The 20192-nt window shown below is 55.1% G+C and carries 15 protein-coding genes and 2 tRNA genes; 14 read left to right on the forward strand and 3 right to left on the reverse strand.

The genetic code is table 11. The features are described 5' to 3' along the window. Positions 1-37: 37 nt before the first annotated feature. The 8 genes from CIK92_RS03445 (at position 38) to CIK92_RS03480 (ending at position 12807) form a co-directional block, all read left to right on the forward strand. The gene (locus tag CIK92_RS03445; protein WP_094388179.1) at positions 38-2572 is read left to right on the forward strand and encodes an outer membrane beta-barrel family protein; all 2535 of its coding nucleotides are present in this window, start codon (positions 38-40) and stop codon (positions 2570-2572) included. Between the two features lie 513 nt (positions 2573-3085). Then, on the forward strand, positions 3086-4570 hold the full coding sequence (gene guaB / locus CIK92_RS03450; protein ID WP_022311684.1) for an IMP dehydrogenase: 1485 nt from the start codon (positions 3086-3088) through the stop codon (positions 4568-4570). Between the two features lie 25 nt (positions 4571-4595). Continuing rightward, the gene (locus CIK92_RS03455; RefSeq protein ID WP_094388180.1) at positions 4596-6026 is read left to right on the forward strand and encodes a peptidylprolyl isomerase; all 1431 of its coding nucleotides are present in this window, start codon (positions 4596-4598) and stop codon (positions 6024-6026) included. 3 nt (positions 6027-6029) lie between these two features. Continuing rightward, positions 6030-7478, forward strand: a complete 1449-nt coding sequence (locus CIK92_RS03460) for a peptidylprolyl isomerase (protein ID WP_094388181.1) — start codon at positions 6030-6032, stop codon at positions 7476-7478. Beyond that, positions 7475-9148, forward strand: a complete 1674-nt coding sequence (locus CIK92_RS03465; protein WP_022311681.1) for an OstA-like protein — start codon at positions 7475-7477, stop codon at positions 9146-9148. The genes CIK92_RS03460 and CIK92_RS03465 overlap by 4 nt, the downstream gene beginning before the upstream one ends. Then, positions 9132-9506 carry a hypothetical protein gene (locus CIK92_RS03470; RefSeq protein WP_094388182.1) on the forward strand — a complete coding sequence of 125 codons (375 nt, stop codon included), beginning with the start codon at positions 9132-9134 and terminating at the stop codon, positions 9504-9506. The genes CIK92_RS03465 and CIK92_RS03470 overlap by 17 nt, the downstream gene beginning before the upstream one ends. 12 nt (positions 9507-9518) lie before the next feature. Next, a complete protein-coding gene (mutL, locus tag CIK92_RS03475; protein ID WP_094384889.1) occupies positions 9519-11330 on the forward strand; it encodes a DNA mismatch repair endonuclease MutL in 1812 nt (603 codons plus the stop codon). A gap of 331 nt (positions 11331-11661) precedes the next feature. Then, positions 11662-12807 carry an OmpA family protein gene (locus CIK92_RS03480; protein ID WP_094384891.1) on the forward strand — a complete coding sequence of 382 codons (1146 nt, stop codon included), beginning with the start codon at positions 11662-11664 and terminating at the stop codon, positions 12805-12807. Position 12808: 1 nt separating this feature from the next. On the opposite strand, the gene CIK92_RS03485 is transcribed toward CIK92_RS03480, so the two are convergent. Beyond that, the gene (locus CIK92_RS03485) at positions 12809-13915 is read right to left on the reverse strand and encodes a hypothetical protein (RefSeq protein ID WP_094388183.1); all 1107 of its coding nucleotides are present in this window, start codon (positions 13913-13915) and stop codon (positions 12809-12811) included. Positions 13916-14031: 116 nt separating this feature from the next. Here CIK92_RS03485 and CIK92_RS03490 point away from each other — a divergent pair. The 6 genes from CIK92_RS03490 to asnS all read left to right on the forward strand — a co-directional run bounded on the left by CIK92_RS03490 (position 14032) and on the right by asnS (position 19034). Next, positions 14032-14106, forward strand: a tRNA-Val gene (locus CIK92_RS03490). A gap of 188 nt (positions 14107-14294) precedes the next feature. Continuing rightward, positions 14295-14531 carry a hypothetical protein gene (locus tag CIK92_RS03495; RefSeq protein WP_094388184.1) on the forward strand — a complete coding sequence of 79 codons (237 nt, stop codon included), beginning with the start codon at positions 14295-14297 and terminating at the stop codon, positions 14529-14531. Beyond that, positions 14532-14606, forward strand: a tRNA-Val gene (locus CIK92_RS03500). Positions 14607-14728: 122 nt separating this feature from the next. Beyond that, complete coding sequence (purB, locus tag CIK92_RS03505; protein ID WP_022311676.1) at positions 14729-16075, forward strand: adenylosuccinate lyase; 1347 nt, start codon at positions 14729-14731, stop codon at positions 16073-16075. 73 nt (positions 16076-16148) lie between these two features. Then, a complete protein-coding gene (locus tag CIK92_RS03510) occupies positions 16149-17612 on the forward strand; it encodes a pseudouridine synthase (protein ID WP_022311675.1) in 1464 nt (487 codons plus the stop codon). Positions 17613-17639: 27 nt separating this feature from the next. Then, complete coding sequence (gene asnS, locus CIK92_RS03515) at positions 17640-19034, forward strand: asparagine--tRNA ligase (protein ID WP_022311674.1); 1395 nt, start codon at positions 17640-17642, stop codon at positions 19032-19034. A gap of 119 nt (positions 19035-19153) precedes the next feature. Here asnS and CIK92_RS03520 read toward each other — a convergent pair whose 3' ends face one another. Beyond that, positions 19154-19576: a hypothetical protein gene (locus CIK92_RS03520; protein ID WP_094388185.1), complete on the reverse strand. Its 423-nt coding sequence runs from the start codon at positions 19574-19576 to the stop codon at positions 19154-19156. 129 nt (positions 19577-19705) lie between these two features. Next, the gene (locus tag CIK92_RS13320; RefSeq protein ID WP_144289320.1) at positions 19706-19999 is read right to left on the reverse strand and encodes a hypothetical protein; all 294 of its coding nucleotides are present in this window, start codon (positions 19997-19999) and stop codon (positions 19706-19708) included. Between the last annotated feature and the right edge of the window lie 193 nt (positions 20000-20192).

Below are 20192 nucleotides of genomic sequence, written 5' to 3' on the forward strand. Positions count from 1 at the left end.
GCTACGCTTTGTGAATGTGTAATAAAACTATAAGCCTATGAAACCACTATCAATGATGCTGACAGTACTGGCTGTCATGTTTGCGATGCCGATGGGCGCCCAGACGCCCGCCACTGCCCCGACGTGCAAGGTTACGGGAACGGTGATGGACAAGGAGACCGGCGAGCCCGAGATGATGGCTACCGTATGCGTGGCACACAAGTCGCTGCCGGGCACCGGCGTGAAGAAGGTGCTGGCCGATAGCGTTGGCCGATTTGAGGTGGTGGTGCCCGTCATGCCCGGCCCATACACCGTCACCGCAGCCATGGTGGGCAGAGTGGCAGAGCCCCGTCGCTTCGCTCTGACGGAGGGACAGGAAGTCATGGACATAGGAGCCGTCTATGTCGCCGATGATGTGAAGATGCTGAAAGAGGTAACGGTGGATGCACAGAAACCGCTGGTGACGATGGATGTGGACAAGCTGACCTACGATGTGGCGTCGGACCCCGACGCCAAGATACTGCGACTCTCGGAGATGATGGGCAAGGTGCCACTGATAAGCGTAGACGGCGACGGCAATATAGAGATGAACGGCACCAAGAAGTTTCTCATCCTGCAGAACGGTCGCAAGACCGCCGTCACGCGCAACCCCAAGGAGGTGCTGCGCAGTCTGCCTGCCGAGATGGTCAAGAGCATTGAAGTCATCACCTCGCCGGGTGCCCGGTATGATGCCGAGGGCATAGGCGGCGTTATCAACATCGTGATGCGCTCGCAGTATGAGGGCCATCTTACCACCCTGTCGGCCGATGCAGGTACGACGGCCTACAACGGCAGCGTGATGACGATGAGCAAGATAGGACGGTTTGCCTTTGACGCCGACTTCTCTTACAACCGCATACTGGCGCCCGAGGACAGGACGTCGCTGCTGCGCAATGGCTACGGCGCGGGTGGCACCACCCAACTCAAGAGCGTGAACAGCACCAAGCCGCAGGACAACACCGAGTTTGCCTCGGTCAACGCCAGCTACGAGATAGACAGCGTGCAGATGATTACCTTCTCGCTGACGGGTATGGGCGCCCAACAGCACATGATGAGTGACGAGCGTACCGGCATGTGGAGCCAGGGCAACAGTCAGGCAGACTACTCGTATCTGCGCCATGGCAATCTGAAGAACTCGATGCTCAACGGCACCCTTAATCTGGACTACCAGCGCAACGGAAGGCGCAACCACCAGCGCGTCACCACGCTGTCGTATCAGCTGAGTACCGGTCCGTCGCACAGCAAGGACATCACCCAGTATGCCGACATCGTGAGTGGCGGCACGGCGAGCCTGATAGAACAGCTCCAACTCTATGACAACCGCTCCAACCGTGACAACAAGACCAACGAACACACCCTGCAGCTGGACTATAGCACACCGCTGGGGCGGCAGCACACGCTGGAAGTGGGCGCCAAGTACATCCTGCGCAACAACGAGAGCCAGAACGACCTCTATGACAGCAGGGCCATGTCGGGGCAGTGGGCTCACAACGACCTGCGGAGCAACCACTACAAAAACCGCAATGACATCGTGGGCGGTTATCTCAGCTATACCTACCGCGGAAAGACCGTCTCGGTGATGCCGGGCCTGCGCTACGAATATACCTATCAGGACATCAAGTATCTGGCAGGGCCCATAGGCGCAGAGGGCAACTACTCGAGCCACTACGCCAACGTGGTGCCGTCGGTGAGGGTCAACCTGAAGCTCGCCAAGGCCCAGTCGCTGAGGCTGGAGTACGGCAAGAGGCTGGCACGCCCCAGTATATACTATCTCAACCCCTACTTCAACAACCAGAACCCGCAGTACATCGTGCAGGGCAACAGCAGCCTGGATGCAGAAAACAGCTATAACCTGGGCGCCACCTATGGATGGTTTACCCGCAAGACCAACCTCAGTCTGAGCCTGAGTTACCGCCATCTGAGCAATGGTATCGAGAGCTATAGCAGACTGATAGGCGACGGGGGCGAGTATTTCGACAACGGCAAGCACTATGCCGCGCCCGGTGCCGTCTATACCACCTATCTCAATGTAGGCAAGGTGGAGCGTACGGCTGTGAATGTCTACTACAAGTGGAACCTCACCTCCAAGCTCTGGCTCACGCTGAGCATGGGAGCCGCCTATATAGACCTCAGAGCGCCCAGCCGCCAGCTGCAGAACCACGGATGGACCGGCAACGCAGACCTCAACCTGTCGTGGAGGCTGCCCGCAGACATCTCGCTCTATGCCATCCTGTCGGCGCGGTCGAGAGACATCACGCTGCAGGATAGGGTAGACGGTCTCGTGTATAACTACTTCTCGCTGTCGCGTCCGTTCCTGCGCAGCAAGCGGCTCATCGTGTCGCTGCGTGCCGCCGACCCGTTTCATAAGTGGCTCACCCGCACTACCTATACTCAAGGCCCCGGCTATCAGAGCCAGTCGGACAGACGCTATTCGCGTCAAGGTATCAGCATAGGCGTCAGCTATCGTCTGGGCGACATGAAGTACTCCAAGACCAAGCGCTCGCGTCACTCTATCTATAATGACGACCTGAAGAAAGCGCCCACGGCGAAGTAGCGCCGTACACCCCACCGCGGTGGGCAAGGTGTAGACGGGCAAGGAGATGGACAAGCACCGGGCAGAGGACTGTGGCAAAGGTACGCCGGCGACCGCAGACTCTGCCGGGATGCTGAATAATGTAGATGCGCGGCGCGATAGGAGTATTTCGCGGCAGGATATGACGATTGCAGACTGTGAAATGACTGTTTCGCGGTCTGCAATCAGTCTGATGATGGTCACGGCGACATCTGAGGGTGTCGGCTTTGCGGTGTCTTGCTGCTCCTTGATAATGTCTCGCCGCTTCCTGCCAGTGTCGGTGCGCTCCCTGCTGCCGTCAACCACCGCGGTCTGGATAGAGACTACGGTCGTGGTCGTAATCGTCGTGAGGCATCTCGGATGTGTCAGAGCGGGCCTGATGGGAGTCGCCCTTTCAGCGTTAAATACAATTAATTGTGATAGAAAATCGGGAAAACACACTCGTGAATGAATTTTTATTGCTAAATTTGCATGCAATAAATTTCAAAAATACATATGTCATCATTTGTTGCAGATAAAGTAGTGATGGACGGTCTCACTTTCGACGACGTCCTCTTGATTCCCGCTTATTCAGAAGTGTTGCCCAAGACGGTAGAGTTGAAAACCATGTTTTCGCGCCATATTGAGCTCAATGTGCCTTTTGTGACGGCTGCCATGGACACCGTGACCGAGTCGTCGATGGCCATCGCCATTGCCCGCGAGGGAGGTATCGGTGTGATACACAAGAACATGAGCATCGACGACCAAGCCCGTCAGGTGGCAATCGTGAAGCGTGCTGAGAACGGTATGATCTATGACCCCGTGACCATACGCAAGGGCCGCACCGTGCAGGATGCGCTGGCCATGATGCACGACTACCACATCGGCGGCATACCCGTAGTGGATGAGGAAAACCATCTGGTAGGTATCGTCACCAACCGCGACCTGCGCTTCGAGCGTCGCCTGGACAAGACCATCGACGAGGTGATGACCAGCGAGAATCTGGTGACCACCCATCAGCAGACCGACTTGGCTGCGGCTGCACAGATACTGCAGGAACATAAGATAGAGAAACTCCCGGTGGTAGATGCCGAGAACCATCTCGTGGGTCTTATCACCTATAAGGATATTACCAAGGCCAAGGACAAACCTATGGCCTGCAAGGACGACAAGGGTCGTCTGCGTGTGGCTGCCGGAGTGGGCGTCACCAAGGACACGCTGGAGCGCGCTGCAGCCCTGGTGGGCGCAGGTGCCGATGCCATCGTGATAGACACAGCCCACGGTCACTCACTGGGCGTGGTAGAGAAGCTGCGCGAGGTCAAGGCTGCCTTCCCCGGTATAGACATCGTGGTGGGCAACGTGGCTACAGGTGCCGCAGCCAAGATGCTGGTAGACAATGGTGCCGACGCCATCAAGGTGGGCATCGGCCCGGGCTCAATCTGTACTACCCGTGTGGTAGCCGGTGTGGGTGTGCCCCAGCTGAGCGCTGTCTACGACGTCTACTCTGCACTCCAGGGTACTGGCGTGCCACTGATTGCCGATGGCGGTCTGCGCTACTCGGGCGACATTGTCAAGGCTCTCGCTGCCGGCGGTTCGTCGGTGATGATAGGTTCGCTCGTTGCCGGTACCGAGGAAAGTCCTGGCGATACCATCATCTTCAACGGTCGTAAGTTCAAGAGCTATCGCGGTATGGGTTCGCTCGAGGCTATGGAGCAGAAGAATGGCTCTAAGGACCGCTACTTCCAGGGCGACACCACCGACGTGAAGAAACTGGTGCCCGAAGGCATCGCCGGCCGCGTGCCCTACAAGGGAACTGTACAGGAGGTTATCTACCAGCTCATTGGCGGTCTGCGCTCGGGTATGGGCTACTGTGGAGCTGCCACCATCGACCTGCTGCACAATGCCAAGTTTACCCGTATCACCAATGCTGGTGTGCTGGAGAGTCATCCCCACGACATCACCATCACCAGTGAGGCGCCTAACTACAGCCGCCACGAGTAATATATATAATAAGGTATAGAGCAAGATGAAACAAACAACAATACTACTGATGGCTGCCGCACTCTGGTGGGGCAGCCCAGTTCATGCTCAGAGCGACCCCGTCATCATGACGGTCAACAACAAGCCTGTGCTGCGCTCGGAGTTTGAGTACTCGTACAACAAAAACAACAATGCGGGCGTCATAGACCGCAAGAGCGTGAAGGAGTATGTCGATTTGTTCATCAACTACAAGCTGAAGGTAGAGGCGGCTCTCGACGCGAAACTGGACACGATGGAGTCGTTTCGCAAGGAGTTTGCCACTTACCGTGACCAGCAGATACGTCCATCGTTTGTCACACCCGAAGACGTGGAGGCCCAGGCCAAGAGCGTCTATGCCGAATACCGGCAGCGTGTGGATGGCAACGGCGGACTGGTAAAGCCGGCGCATATCCTCGTGATGCTGCGCCAGAAGACCACTCCGGAGAAGGTGGCTGCAGCCAAGGCGCGCATAGACTCAATCTACAGCGTGCTGCAGGCGGGAGCCGACTTTGCCGACGTGGCTCGCCGTCTCTCTGACGACAAGGGCTCTGCCCAGCAGGGTGGTGAACTGCCGTGGATAGAGCACGGACAAACGCTCAAAGAGTTTGAAACCCAGGCTTACGCCCTCGAGAAAGGGCAGATGAGCCGTCCCTTTGAGTCGCCGGCAGGATGGCATATCATCCTGATGAAAGACCGCCGCATGTGTATGCCCTACGACACACTGCGCGCGTCAATCCTGCAGTTTGTAGAACGCAGGGGAATGGTCGAGGCCATCATCAACCAGCGCATCGACTCGATAGCGCGCCAGCAGGGCAGCAAGGTGTCGCACGAAGAGGTGCTCACCGCCCGCATGAAGGAACTCGAGGCCAAGCAGCCCGAGCTGCGCTACCTCATCCAGGAGTATCACGACGGTCTGCTGCTCTTTGAAATGAGCAACCGCACCGTATGGGAGAAAGCCCAGAACGACAAGGAAGGTCAGGAGAACTACTTCAAGGCCAACCGCAAGCGCTACAAGTGGACTGAGCCTCACTACAAAGGCATTGCCTATCACACCCGTACCAAGGCAGACATCGCCGCGGTGAAAAAGGCGGTGAAGGGGCTGCCCTTTGACAAATGGGCTGAGCGGCTGCGCACCACATTCAACAATGACAGCATCCTGCGCATACGCGTAGAGAAAGGTATATTCGTCAAAGGCGACAACAAAACCATCGACCGACTGGTCTTCAAGACCGGCGATGAGGCCAAGCCCAACAAGGACTTCCCCTTCGACGCCGTCTATGGCAAGAAACTCAAGGCCCCTAAAGAGGCAGCCGACGTGAACGCCCTCGTGGTGGCCGACTATCAGGAGTATCTCGAGGAGAAGTGGGTCGGGGAGTTGCGTAAGCGGTATACTTTCACGGTCAACGAGGATGTGGTAAACACGGTAAACAAACATTAGAAGATGAAGAATATATATAAAATAGGTATAGGTGCCGCCGCCCTCACGCTGATAGCCGGCGGCAACGCGATGGCTGGCAAGGGCCAGTGGGTCATGAAAGGCCAGGCGCCCAAAGATACCGTCAAGGTAGCTAAAGACACAGTGGCCAACGTGCCCGAGTCGGCTGTGGTCGACGAAGTAATCTGGGTGGTGGGCGACGAGCCCATCCTCAAGTCGGATGTCGAGACTATGCGCCTGCAGGGACAGATGGAAGGCATGCAGTGGAAAGGAGACCCCGACTGTGCCATCCCTGAACAGATGGCAGTGCAGAAGCTCTTCCTCCATCAGGCCGAGATAGACTCTATCGAGGTGTCTGAGAGCGAAGTGACCACAAGCATAGACCAGCAGATCAACTACTGGATTTCGATGGCGGGCTCAAAGGAGAAGCTCGAAGAGTATCGCAACCAGACCGTAGCCCAAATGCGCCAGCAGATGCGTGATGAATTCAAGAACCAGCAGCGTATAGAGAAGATGCGCAAGGAACTGGTAAAGGATGTGGCGACGACTCCGAGCGAGGTGCGCAAGTACTTCGACAAGCTGCCCGTAGACAGTCTGCCCTTCGTGCCAGTAGAGGTCGAGGTGCAGATTATCACCCGCCAGCCCAAGGCTACCCGTGAAGAGGTAAACAAGGTCAAGGAGGAGCTGCGCAACTTCACCGACCGCGTAACCCGTGGCGAGACATCGTTTGCCACGCTGGCGCGCCTCTACTCAGAGGACCCCGAGTCAGCCCGTCGTGGCGGTGAGCTCGACTATGTAGGTCGCGGTATGCTAGACCCAGCCTTCGCCAATGTGGCATTCAACCTCACCGACCCCAAGAAGATTTCCAAGATTGTGGAGTCTGAGTTCGGTTTCCATATCATCCAGCTCATCGACAAGCGAGGCGACCGTATCAAGGTGCGCCATATCCTGCGCAAACCCAAGGTAGACCAGGAGGTGGTCGAGAAGACGCGCCTGCGCCTTGACTCTATCGCCGACGAAATCCGCGAGGGCAAGTATTCGTTTGAAGAGGCTGCCTCTTACATCTCGGACGACAAGGATACCCGCAACAACAATGGACTTATGGCCACAAGCCAGACAGAGGAAGGCCGAACATCACGTTTCCAGATGAAGGCGCTGCCCACAGAGGTGGCACAGCAGGTGGAAAACATGCAGGTGGGCGATGTGTCAAAAGCCTTTGAGATGATTAACGCGAAGGGACAGAAGGTCTGCGCCGTCATCAAGCTCAAGAGCCGCATCCCCGGTCATCGCGCTACGCTGGCAGAGGACTACCAGCTGCTCAAGAACATCGTGCTCAACAAGATGCGCGAGGAAAAACTGCACAACTGGGTGGTCGACAAAATCAAACATACGTATGTTTGGATGGCCGACAGATACAAGAACTGTGATTTTGAATACCAAGGTTGGGTGAAATGACGAAAGGTAAACAAGTAAAGATATATTTATCAGGGCATAGAATTGCATTGGTCGCAGTTCTATGCTTTTTTGCGCTTTGCGTGCAGTCGGTGGTGACGCAGAAGAAGCACAAGCCCAAAGGCAAGGATGAGAAGATTTATCTCATCCATTCCGATGAACTCAAGTTTGACCACTATGGCATGAACCCCGATGCGCAGATAGCCAAGGGACGTGTCCACTTCCGCCACCAGGGTGCCGAGCTCTGGTGCGACAGTGCCTACTTCTTTCAGGAGTCCAACTCGGTGAAGGCCTTCGGCAACGTGCGCTTCCGCCAGGGCGACACGCTCTCGCTCACTTCCCGCTATGCCGACTACGACGGCGTGGAGCAGCGTATGGCGGCACGCTACAATGTGGTGCTGACCCACCGCAAGCAGGTGCTCAGAACCGACAGTCTCAACTACGACCGACTCTACAACTACGCTTACTTCCTTGAGGGCGGTGTGCTCGAGGACGGCAAGGACAAGCTCGTGGCTGACTGGGGAAAGTACAACCTTGAGACCCGCGAGGCTGTCTTCTACTACAATGTGCGTATGCGCAGCGAAGACACCGACATCGCCACCGACACTCTCTATTACGATACTCGCAAGTCGCAGGCCCATATCGTTGGCCCAGGTTCGACGATACATACCAAGGATGGCGTGGTGCTCACCACCGATGCCTACTATGACACCAAGACCGACAAAGCCCAGCTCTTCAATCGCTCACGACTCGAGGACAGTCAGAAGGTGCTCGAGGGCGACAGCCTCTTCTACGCCAAGGATGGCGACAGCTACGGCTACGGACGCGTGGTCTACATCGACAAGAAGAACAAGAACTCGCTCGTCTGCGACAAGCTCAAGTACAACGAGAAGACCGGCGAAGGCTATGCCACCAAGCGTGCGCTGCTCAAGGACTTTTCGCAGAGTGCCGACACGCTCTACGCCCATTCCGACTCTATCCGCATCTACACTTTCAATATCAATACCGACTCTGTCTATCGCAAGATACACTGCTACAACCACGTCAGCGTCTATCGCACCGATGTCCAGGCCATCAGCGACTCTATCGTCTTCAACAGCCAGGACTCCTGCATGACCATGTACAAGGACCCGGTGGTGTGGAACGGCGGCAGACAGTTGCTCGGCGAAGTCATACGCGTCTACATGAACGACTCGACCATCCGCTTTGCACAGGTAGACGGCCAGGCATTCTCGGTAGAGCAGTTGCCAGACAAACAGCACTACAACCAGGTGTCGTCGCGACTGATGAATGCCTACTTCGAAGCAGGCAGCATACGCCAGACCGAGGCCATAGGCAACGTGAGGACCGTGTATTACTACACCGACGAGAAAGACAGTTCGCTTGTGGCGCTCAACTACATGGAGACCGACACCCTGCGCATGTTTCTCTCGCCCGAGCGTCAGTTGGAGAAGGTATGGGCAAGCAAGCCGCAAGGCACGATGTACCCCATGACGCAAATCCCGCCCGGCACGGAGCGCCTCGATGTCTTTGTGTGGCTCGAGGACCTGAAGCCCCGCGACAAGGATGACATCTTCAACTGGCGAGGTAAGAAAGCCGGCGAAGGACTCGTGGTGCGCAAGCGTCAGGAGGCCCCTCTCCAACATCTTGACCACGATGGGCTGGTTGAATAGCCGCAAGCCGCAAGGTTTCCACCATACCTATATTTATATAGATGAGCGCAACGAAGCCATGCGCCGTCTCAGACAGAGTAGGGTGGAAGCGGCGGCAGACGAGGCTTCCTTTACCGCTGCGGGGGATGGCGCTGTTTCATCAGCTGATGCCGCCAAGCCGTCAGCCGCCTCCGCCAAGCCATCAGCCGCCTCCGCCACTCCCGCGCCAGAGACCTCGCCAGCCGGACCGCTCTTCGTTTCGGCATTGGCAGAGCGACGCCGCCAGTCGCGCGATGCCGCCATGAGGTTGGTGGGCGCCATCGTCGTCCCGCTGCTCATGCTCTTTCTCGTTCTTACCATTTTTATCTTCCTCCTTTAGCAAATCATCATTATGAGCGATATTATCCAATTACTCCCCGACTCGGTGGCCAACCAGATAGCCGCCGGCGAGGTGATACAGCGTCCCGCCAGCGTCATCAAGGAACTTGTCGAAAACTCAGTCGATGCCGGTGCCCGTCACATTCAGGTGCTCGTGACCGACGCAGGTCGCACGGCGATTCAGGTAATCGACGACGGCAAGGGAATGAGCGAGACCGACGCCCGACTGTCGTTTGAGCGCCACGCCACGTCCAAAATCCGACAAGCCCAGGATCTCTTTGCACTCACCACGATGGGCTTCCGAGGCGAGGCGTTGGCTTCCATAGCCGCTGTGGCACAGATTGAACTGCGTACTCGCCAAGAAGCCGACGAGCTGGGCACCCATCTGTCTATCTCGGGCTCACGCTTCACAGGTCAGGAACCATGTTCGTGCCCGTCGGGAAGCAACTTCCTCATCGAAAACCTCTTCTACAACGTTCCCGCACGCCGCAAGTTTCTCAAGTCCAATTCCACCGAGCTCGCTAACATCGTCACCGCCTTCGAGCGCATTGCGTTGGTCTATCCCGACATTGCCTTTACCCTCTCGAGCAACGGCACCGAGATGTTCAATCTGCGCTCCGGAAGTCTCCGCCAGCGCATTGCCGACATCTTCGGACGCAAGATGGACAGCGACCTCATCCCCGTGGAGGTAGAGACCACCCTCTGCAGCATCAAGGGATATGTGGGCAAGCCCGAAACATCCAAGAAGAAAGGCGCCCAGCAGTATTTCTTTGTCAACGGGCGCTACATGAAGCATCCCTACTTCAACAAGGCGGTGATGGCAGCCTTCGAGCGACTCATACCGATGGGCGAACAGGTGCCATACTTCATCTATTTCACCATCGAGCCAGCCAATATCGATGTCAACATCCACCCCACCAAGACCGAGATAAAGTTTGAAAACGAGCAGGCCATCTGGCAGATTCTCTCTGCCGCTGTGCGCGAGTCGATAGGCGTCTTCAACGATGTGCCGTCCATCGACTTCGATACCGAAGACCGTCCCGATATCCCCGTCTTCACCCAGCACGCGCCCCAGGTCGAGGCCCCGCGCGTCAACTACAATCCCCACTACAACCCCTTTACCCCCGACACCTCGTCGCCGTCGTCATCAGTGCCCTGCGACTGGCAGCAGCTCTATGCCGACACACCCTCTGCCGACGCCAGCGAGGGCGAAGACTTCTTCGCCGCCAAGCCCGTGAGCAACGCCAATATCTCCGACGACCGTTCGCCCGTCCACTACCAGTACAAGGGCCGTTACATCATGACCGCCGTCAAGTCGGGCCTTATGATTATCGACCAGTGTCGCGCCCATTACCGCATCCTCTTCGAGAAATACCTCCTCCAGATGCAAAACAAGAAGGGTGACGCCCAGCGAGTGGTCTTCCCCGAGGTGCTGCAGCTCACCCCCGACGATGCGGCCATGTTGCAGGAGGTGATGCCCGAGCTCGTTGACATGGGCTTCGAACTCACCGACCTCGGAGCCAACAGCTATGCCGTCAACTCCATCCCCGCCGACATCGAGGGTATCAGCGTCACCGCCCTCATCACCGACATGCTGGCTGCCGCCCGCGAGAAGGGCAGTGGCATCAAAGACGATATCAATCATCGGCTTGCGTCGAGCATGGCCCGACATGCAGCCATCCCGCAGGGACAAGTGCTCAGCAACGTCGAGATGGAGAATATCGTCAACCAACTCTTCGCCTGCTCCAATGTCAACTATTCGCCCGACGGCAAAAACATCCTCTGCATCCTCAAACAGCAAGAGATAGAGAAACTGCTGGGCTAATCATCCCGCTCCAGCCTTACTCCAGCCCCGGTTCTGTCCTCTAAATCATCAAGAATGAGGCAGAACCGGGGGCTTTTGTTGCTCTTGGGTCCAGAAAATGGCGTCTCCAGGTTCATAAATGTGTAAAAAAGTGTTTATGCAATATAAATAAACTGAAATTACTTACGTATTTACGCTTTTTGTAACTATTTATTTGAAGAAAACTATAAGAGCTATGGAAAATTTAACTAACTTTGCATACACTAACATACGTAGGTGCGCGTAATGCAAGGCATCCCGCGTCGACGTGAATAGCGAACAACGAGATTATTGATTGTTTAATATAAAAGTTATGAAAAAATTATTGATTGTATTGGCTTTTGCCAGCGTGTCTCTGTGCACATTTGCACAGGATGCAGATCCTACACTGAAGCACAGTGTAGCAACTAATTCTTTCTGGAGCAACTGGTTCATCCAGGTTGGTGGTGAATGGAATGCATGGTATTCAGGTCAGGAGCACGGCTCAGGCCTGTCACATAGCCCTCTGAAGGGTTTCCGTTCTAACCCCGGTGTTGCTGTTGCTGTAGGTAAGTGGTTCACTCCCGGCATCGGTCTCCGTACTAAGGTACAGGGTATCTGGGGCAAGCAGGTTAACCACACTCCCGCACGTCAGGACGTAGGTAACAAGTATTGGGTAGCTCAGGAGCAGGTTCTGTTCAACCTCAGCAACCTTATCTATGGTTACAACCCTGAGCGCGTTTGGAACTTCGTTCCTTTCCTCGGTGGTGGCTTTGGCCGTTCTATGAGCTACAACTCTTATGCTCTCGGTCTCAGCGCTGGTATCCTCAACCAGTTCTATGTAAGCAAGAAGGTCGCTATCAATGTTGAACTTGGTCTGATTACCAGCGAGAACGACAAGGATGGCAATGCTGCTTTCACAGGTACTGGCCGTGGTTGGGATGCTCACGACAACCACCTCTATGGTGAAGTTGGTCTTACTTTCAACCTGGGCAAGGCTTCTTGGGACAAGACTCCTGATGTAGACGCTATCAAGGCTCTTTCTCAGTCTCAGATTGACGCTCTCAACGCACAGCTCAACGACGCTAACGCTGAGAACGCTCGCCTGAAGAAGCTCCTGGCTGAAAAGTCAAATGAGACTCCTGCTGTTAAGGAACTCGTACACACTCCTGTATCAGTATTCTTCAACATCAACAAGTCTAAGATTGCTTCTAAGAAGGACCTCGTAAACGTACAGGCTCTCGCCAAGTACGCTGTTGACAACAACTCTAAGTTGGTTGTTACAGGTTTCGCTGATAGCGCTACCGGTAAGCCCGCTTACAATCAGGCACTGTCTGAGAAGCGTGCTGCAACTGTTGCTGACGAGCTCGTTAAGATGGGCGTAAGCCGCGACAACATTACTACTAAGGGTAATGGTGGCGTTGATGAACTGTCTCCAGTTTCTTTCAACCGTCGTGCAACTGTTACTGTTGCTGAGTAATTTATATTAGCAATACATCCAAGGGGAGTACTTCGGTACTCCCCTTTTTTATTGCCTTTGTCCGAACACTCCCGACCGCCGAGCTTACCCTCCCGACCGCCGTTTGCGCGTTCGCGCCCTCCATGCTGTCCCTTCCGCCCTCCATGCTGCCCGTTCCGCCCTCCATGCTGACACTCCCGAGCATTATGTTAATTCTCCGGCTCATCACACGGCCCCTTCCGCCCAACATGCTGCTCCTTTTGGCCATGGCGTTGATACTCCTTCCTACCGAGCAGACCCTCCCGAGTATTATGTTAATTCTCCAGCCCATCACACAGCCCCTTCTGCCCAACATGCTGCTCCTTCTGGCCATGGTGTTGATACTCCTTCCTGCCGAGCTGACTCTCCCGCTTATATATATTAATAAGGTGTAATCCGCAGTCGCCACTACCACCACGCCGTCGATAGAGCTATCGCTGCTCGCTGTTCCCAGGGTTCTGTCTTTAACCGTCGCCACACTATCCGCACTCCCGATAATCCCCCAGATTCTCCCCGCCACCCTCCTGACCATCTCTGAGAGATTTATGACCATCTCCGCGAAATTTTTGAACACCTCCACAAAATTTATGACCATCTCCGCTAAATTTATGACCACCTCCACGAAATTTTTGTTCACCTCCATGAGAATTATGACCACCTCCAACATTCTCCTGATTGTCTTCGTTAGTCTCGCTGACTGTCGTCGGCAAGCGTTCTGACCATTGTTGGCGCGCTCCTGACCATCATCGCCGGTTCGTATCGGACGAAACGTGCTTCCGTATCGGACGACACTCGCATTCGTATCGGAAGGTGCGAGCATCCGCGTCGGACGATACGCGTGGTCGACGATGGTCTCTGCGTGGCTATCTCCACTTCTGGAGCCGATCCGTGCGCCTCCCTTTGCAGCGGAGACAGGCAGCAATCGAGGGGTGATGGTCGCGATGGCGGCCACTGTGTGCTGCGCAGTCATGGTGGGGGAGGGGGTGCCGCTCGGGCTTTCCTCCCTGTTCTGTTCCTCCAATTGCAGCCGCGTCACTGCCCTTTTGCCCTGCGCCATGGTAACGGCGGTGAAGCCGAAAATCATGTACATTTCGCCCTTGATACCCCCGAAAACCACAAAAATCGCATATTTTTAGAAAAAACATCATGAAAAGTTTGGTGGAGTGCAGAAAAGTCACTACCTTTGCAACCGCTTACGACAAGTAAGGGCGTTTAGCTCAGCTGGTTTAGAGCATCTGCCTTACAAGCAGAGGGTCGGCGGTTCGAATCCGTCAACGCCCACTGGGGTGTTTTCCCGGTAGAGTTCTCTTAGGAGACTTTGCCGGGATTTTTTTATTCCCCCAAGCGCGCCCATCGTCCTCTTGCCGACTCCCGATGCGTCGCGGAGGGTGCCATCCGCCATCAGCGTAGTGGCGTAGCAGGAAACTGTCGTGGCGTAGCAGGCTGTGGTGGACACGTAGTCGGTTCCCATGGGCACACTTCGGGCGGCGGTGAACAAGTTGCGGGCTGCGATGAACAAGCAGCCGGAAGCGGTGACCACGCAGCGGGCATCCGTAGATACGCTTCGGGCAGCGGTGAACACGCAGCAAGCATCCGTGGTCGCGTCGCTGCAATCCACGATTTTGAAGATTTTTTCAAAAAATATGGGAAAACATTTGGTGGTGTCAGAAATAGTTGCTACCTTTGCAATCGCTTACGAAAAGTAAGGGCGTTTAGCTCAGCTGGTTTAGAGCATCTGCCTTACAAGCAGAGGGTCGGCGGTTCGAATCCGTCAACGCCCACTCCAAGTTGAAGAGTCTTAAAGTTAACTGCTTTAAGACTCTTTTTTTATTTTTTTCGATACATTTACGCTCTGTTTCAGATATTATTATTAATTTTGTGGGCAGTAAATAAAGCATAGAATATGAATTTGGATTTGTTGACCGCCATTTCGCCTATAGATGGCCGTTATAGAGGGAAGACAGAGGCATTGGCCGAGTATTTTTCTGAGTATGCACTTATCAAGTATCGCGTCCGTGTGGAAATCGAGTACTTCATTACCTTGTGCGAGTTGCCCTTGCCCCAGCTGGCATCGTTTGACCATGCACTGTTTGCCCGCTTGCGCCAGATATACCTGTCGTTCTCTGAGGCCGACGCCCAGCGCGTGAAGGATATCGAGATGATAACCAACCACGACGTCAAGGCCGTCGAGTATTTCATCAAGGAAGAGTTTGACAAGATAGGCGGTCTGGATGCCTACAAGGAGTTTATCCACTTTGGTCTTACCTCTCAGGATATCAACAATACCAGCGTGCCCCTCTCGGTGAAGGACGCGCTCAACGAGGTCTTCTGCCCCCAGGTAGAGGAAGTCATTGACCAGCTGCAGCAGTATGCCGACGAGTGGCGCGATGTGCCCATGCTCGCCAAGACCCACGGCCAGCCCGCTTCGCCCACGCGTTTGGGCAAGGAGATTATGGTCTTCGTCTACCGTCTTCAGGAGCAGTTGGCCACCCTTCGTGCCTGCAAGCTCACCGCCAAGTTTGGTGGCGCCACCGGCAACTACAATGCCCACCACGTGGCCTATCCCGACTACGACTGGAAGTCCTTTGGCAACCGCTTTGTGAGCGAGAAGCTCGGACTGGAGCGCGAGCAGTATACCACCCAGATTAGCAACTACGACCATCTGGCCTCGGTCTTCGACGCTATGCGCCGCATCAACACCATCCTCATCGACTTGGACCGCGACGTATGGATGTACATCTCCATGGAGTATTTCAAGCAGAAAATCAAGGCCGGCGAGGTTGGCTCGAGTGCCATGCCCCACAAGGTCAACCCCATCGACTTCGAGAACAGCGAGGGCAACCTGGGCATCGCCAATGCCGTGCTGCAGTTCCTCGCCCAGAAACTCCCCGTAAGCCGTCTCCAGCGCGACCTTACCGACTCTACCGTGCTGCGCAATATCGGTGTGCCTATGGGCCACAGCGTCATTGCCTTCCAGAGCACCCTCAAGGGTCTGCGCAAGCTCATCCTCAACGAAGAGCGCATCGAGGCCGACCTGGCCAACACCTGGGCTGTGGTGGCCGAAGCCATCCAGACCATCCTACGCCGTGAGGGCTATCCCCATCCCTATGAGGCGCTCAAGGCGCTCACCCGCACCAATCAGAAGATGACCGAGCAGACCATCCATGAATTCATCGGACAGCTCAACGTGAGCGACAGTGTGAAGGCCGAACTGATGGCTATCACCCCGCTCAACTACACCGGTTTGTAAACTCAACATTATAACCGCAATAACCCTATTATTAACAACAGCCGTGAGGCTATAAAGTATTATCAATTAAATTATGGATTTAGAGAACAATTCGCAGAACCTGAACAATGGTAACAGCGATGCAACCGACGGTTTCGGTTCACAGGAGAAGAAGAGTGTAGGCGCCAGACCACAGCGTCCCCGTATTCGCACCACACGCGCCTACAGTGATAATCGTGACAACAATCAGGAGGGTGGTTTCCGCCCCGAGGGCTTTGGAGCCAATCTCCAGGGCGCTGCGGGTGGCAGCCAGCCAGGCGGCTATCGCCCTCGTTATAATAATGGTGGCGGCTACCAACCCCGTCAGCAGGGCGGTTATCAGCCCCGCCAGCAGGGTGGCTATCAGCCTCGCCAGCAGCAGGGTGGCTATCGTCCACGTTACAACAGCAATGGTGAAGAGGGTGGCTATCAGCCCCGTCAGCAGCAGGGTGGCTACCGTCCCCGCTACAATGCCAACGGCGAAGAGGGTGGCTATCAGCCCCGTCAGCAGCAGGGTGGCTATCGTCCCCGCCAGCAGCAGGGTGGCTATCAGCCCCGTCAGCAAGGTGGTTATCAGCCCCGTCAGCAAGGTGGTTATCAGCCCCGTCAGCAGGGTGGTTACCAGCCCCGTCAGCAGGGAGGTTATCAGGGCCGTCAGCAGGGAGGTTATCAGGGCCGCCAGCAGGGTGGTTACGGTCAGCAACGCGGTGGCTACCGTCAGCGCACAGCCGACTACGACCCACATGCAAAGTATAGCATGAAGAAGCGCATCGAGTACAAGGAAGACCACATTGACCCCAATGAGCCCCTGCGCCTCAACAAGTTCCTCGCCAATGCCGGCGTATGCTCACGCCGCGAGGCCGACGAGTTTATCCAGGCAGGCGTGGTCACCGTCAACGGCCAGGTAGTGACCGAGCTGGGTACCAAGGTGCTGCGCACCGACGAGGTGAAGTTCCACGACCAGCCCGTGACCATCGAGAAGAAGGTGTACGTGCTGCTCAACAAGCCCAAGGACTATGTCACCACAGTGGATGATCCCCAGCAGCGCAAGACCGTGATGGACCTCGTCAAGGACGCTTGCCCCGAGCGCATCTACCCCGTGGGTCGTCTTGACCGCAATACTATGGGAGTGCTCCTGCTCACCAACGACGGCGAGCTGGCTTGCAAGCTGACCCATCCCAAGTTCCTCAAGAAGAAGGTATATCACGTATATCTCGACAAGAACCTCACCGCTCACGACATGCAGCAGATAGCCGACGGCATCACCCTCGAAGACGGTGAAGTGCACGCCGACGCCATCGAGTATGCCGATGACAACGACAAGAGCCAGGTGGGCATCGAGATTCACAGCGGCAAGAACCGCATCGTGCGCCGTATCTTCGAGAGCCTGGGCTATCATGTCACCAAGCTCGACCGCGTGATGTTTGCCGGTCTTACCAAGAAGAACCTGCGTCGCGGCGACTGGCGCTATCTCACCGAGAAAGAGGTAGACATGCTGCGCATGGGTGCTTTCGAATAATCAGAAACTAAACGACTATAGATAAAGATGAAAAGAACTAAAGTAGTCGATGCCCTCAAGAGCACCGATTTCGGAAAAGAGATAAATGTAAAGGGATGGGTGCGTACCCACCGCAGCAGCAAGGCTGTCGATTTTATTGCGCTCAACGACGGTTCTACCATCAAGAACATCCAGGTGGTAGTCGACCCTGCCAAGTTTGACGCCCAGATGCTCAAGAACATTACCACCGGAGCCTGCATCAGCGCCGTGGGTACACTGGTAGAGAGCCAGGGTGCCGGCCAGACTGTAGAAATCCAGTGCGAGCAGCTCGAGGTCTACGGCCTCTGCGGCAGCGACTATCCCATGCAGAAGAAGGGCCAGACCTTTGAGTATATGCGCCAGTACGGCCATCTGCGCCTGCGCACCAATACCTTCGGAGCCGTGATGCGTATCCGCCACAACATGGCTATGGCCATCCACACCTACTTCCACGAGCACGGGTTCTTCTACTTCCACACTCCGCTCATCACCGCGAGCGACTGCGAGGGTGCCGGCCAGATGTTCCAGGTCACCACGATGAACCTCTACGACCTCAAGAAGGACGAGGATGGCAAAATCAACTACGACAACGACTTCTTCGGCAAGCAGACATCACTCACTGTGAGCGGACAGCTCGAGGGTGAGCTCGGTGCTACTGCCCTGGGTTCTATCTACACCTTCGGCCCCACCTTCCGTGCCGAAAACTCCAATACTCCACGCCACCTGGCTGAGTTCTGGATGGTAGAGCCCGAGGTGGCGTTCATCGACCTCGCCGACCTGATGGACCTCGAGGAAGACTTCATCAAGTACTGCGTCAACTGGGCGCTCGAGCACTGCAAGGACGACCTCGAGTTCCTCAACAAGATGATAGACAAGACTCTCCTGGAGCGCCTCCATTCGGTTGTGGCCGAAGAGTTTGTGCGTCTGCCTTACACCGAGGGTATCAAGATACTCGAAGAGGCTGTCGCCAACGGTCACAAGTTTGAGTTCCCCGTAAGCTGGGGTATGGACCTCGCCAGCGAGCACGAGCGCTTCCTCGTCGAGGAGCACTTCAAGAAGCCCGTCATCATGACCGACTATCCCAAGGAGATCAAGGCCTTCTATATGAAGATTAATGACGACGACCGCACCGTGCAGGGTACCGATGTGCTCTTCCCGCAGATTGGCGAGATTATCGGCGGTAGCGTGCGCGAGGAGAACTATGACAAGCTCATCGGCGAAATCAACCGTCGCAACATCCCTATGAAGGATATGTGGTGGTATCTCGACACCCGCAAGTATGGAAGCTGCCCCCATGGTGGTTTCGGCCTCGGCTTCGAGCGCCTTATCCTCTTCGTGACCGGTATGCAGAACATCCGTGACGTGATACCTTTCCCACGTACTCCCAAAACTGCCGAATTCTAAGAGCGCACCACTGCCTCTCGGACTATAGATACAAAGAGCCGGTAGAGAACTATTCTCCACCGGCTCTTTGGCGTCTTGGGCGGGCGTAGGGATGTACTATGTCGCCGTGTACATGCCCGCTATTTGAATATCTCTGGAAAATTCCAGTACGGGAACATCATATTGTCGTTGCCGAACCTTATCATCCATGCCTTTCCTGCCTTGTCAGACACATAGACTTTGGCAATGGGAAATTCTCCCCAGTCAGCGCCCTTCTTGCAGTATAGTTTGACCACATATTGTTGCGTTCCCAAGTACTCCTTGCGGTCTTTGTCTTCTCCTTCTCCCTTGATGTTATAGGTAGAGATCTCCGACCTGCCGCAGTACCCATACTTGGAGTAGTATTTGCTGAACTTAGGGTTTTTGTAGATGGTTAGGGCTATCATGGTAAGCTCTTTTTGGCGCTGCGTTTCGTCCATAGACGAGAAGGTCTGGCCCAGCACGCTTTGGCTACCGGCTATGAGTAGCAGCGATGCAATGATGGTTCGGATGAAGTTGGTCATAATTGTAACGTTTTAGTTGTAAATCTATTATAGGTTATGAGTTATTGTCGCTATGTCATTTGCAAATATAGCGTTTTTGCATGGATTGGTGTCCGAATTGATGCAAAAAGTTTGCAAAAAGCCGTGGTTTTAAGATAATTCATCTTTGCAGGTGCCTGGCTTTACCTTCTCGCGCGCGTGTACGCGTATAATATAATAAGGTGGAAACCCACAAGACTTGCCACGCGCCCGAGCCCCCGACTGGCGACAGTCCCAGCGCAGCGCGGCAGACACAGCGTGCTGGACGATGTCGCGATGGTATCTGCGTGGGCATCCATGCTGCTCGCAGCGCTCGTGGCCGAGGCGATGGGGCGGGATGCGGTAGGGCTCAGAGCGATAACGAAGGTCGAAAGGGTAGTGGGGTTGCGCAAAAAAGTTGTGCAAAAATGCGTGCAGTTAACAATAATTAACGGGGGGGGGTGAATACAACGAATAGGAAATAACCTTAAACCCAAATCGGTCATTAGGATTTCTCTGTGTCGTACGGCAAAGAGAAATCCTTTAATTTTTCCCATATAGATAAGAATGATTGTCGTGTTTTTAGTGATCTAGCCAAATATAGGATGTGCTTGTCTTT

The organism is Prevotella sp. P4-67 (assembly GCF_002251325.1).
Taxonomy (GTDB): Bacteria; Bacteroidota; Bacteroidia; order Bacteroidales; family Bacteroidaceae; genus Prevotella.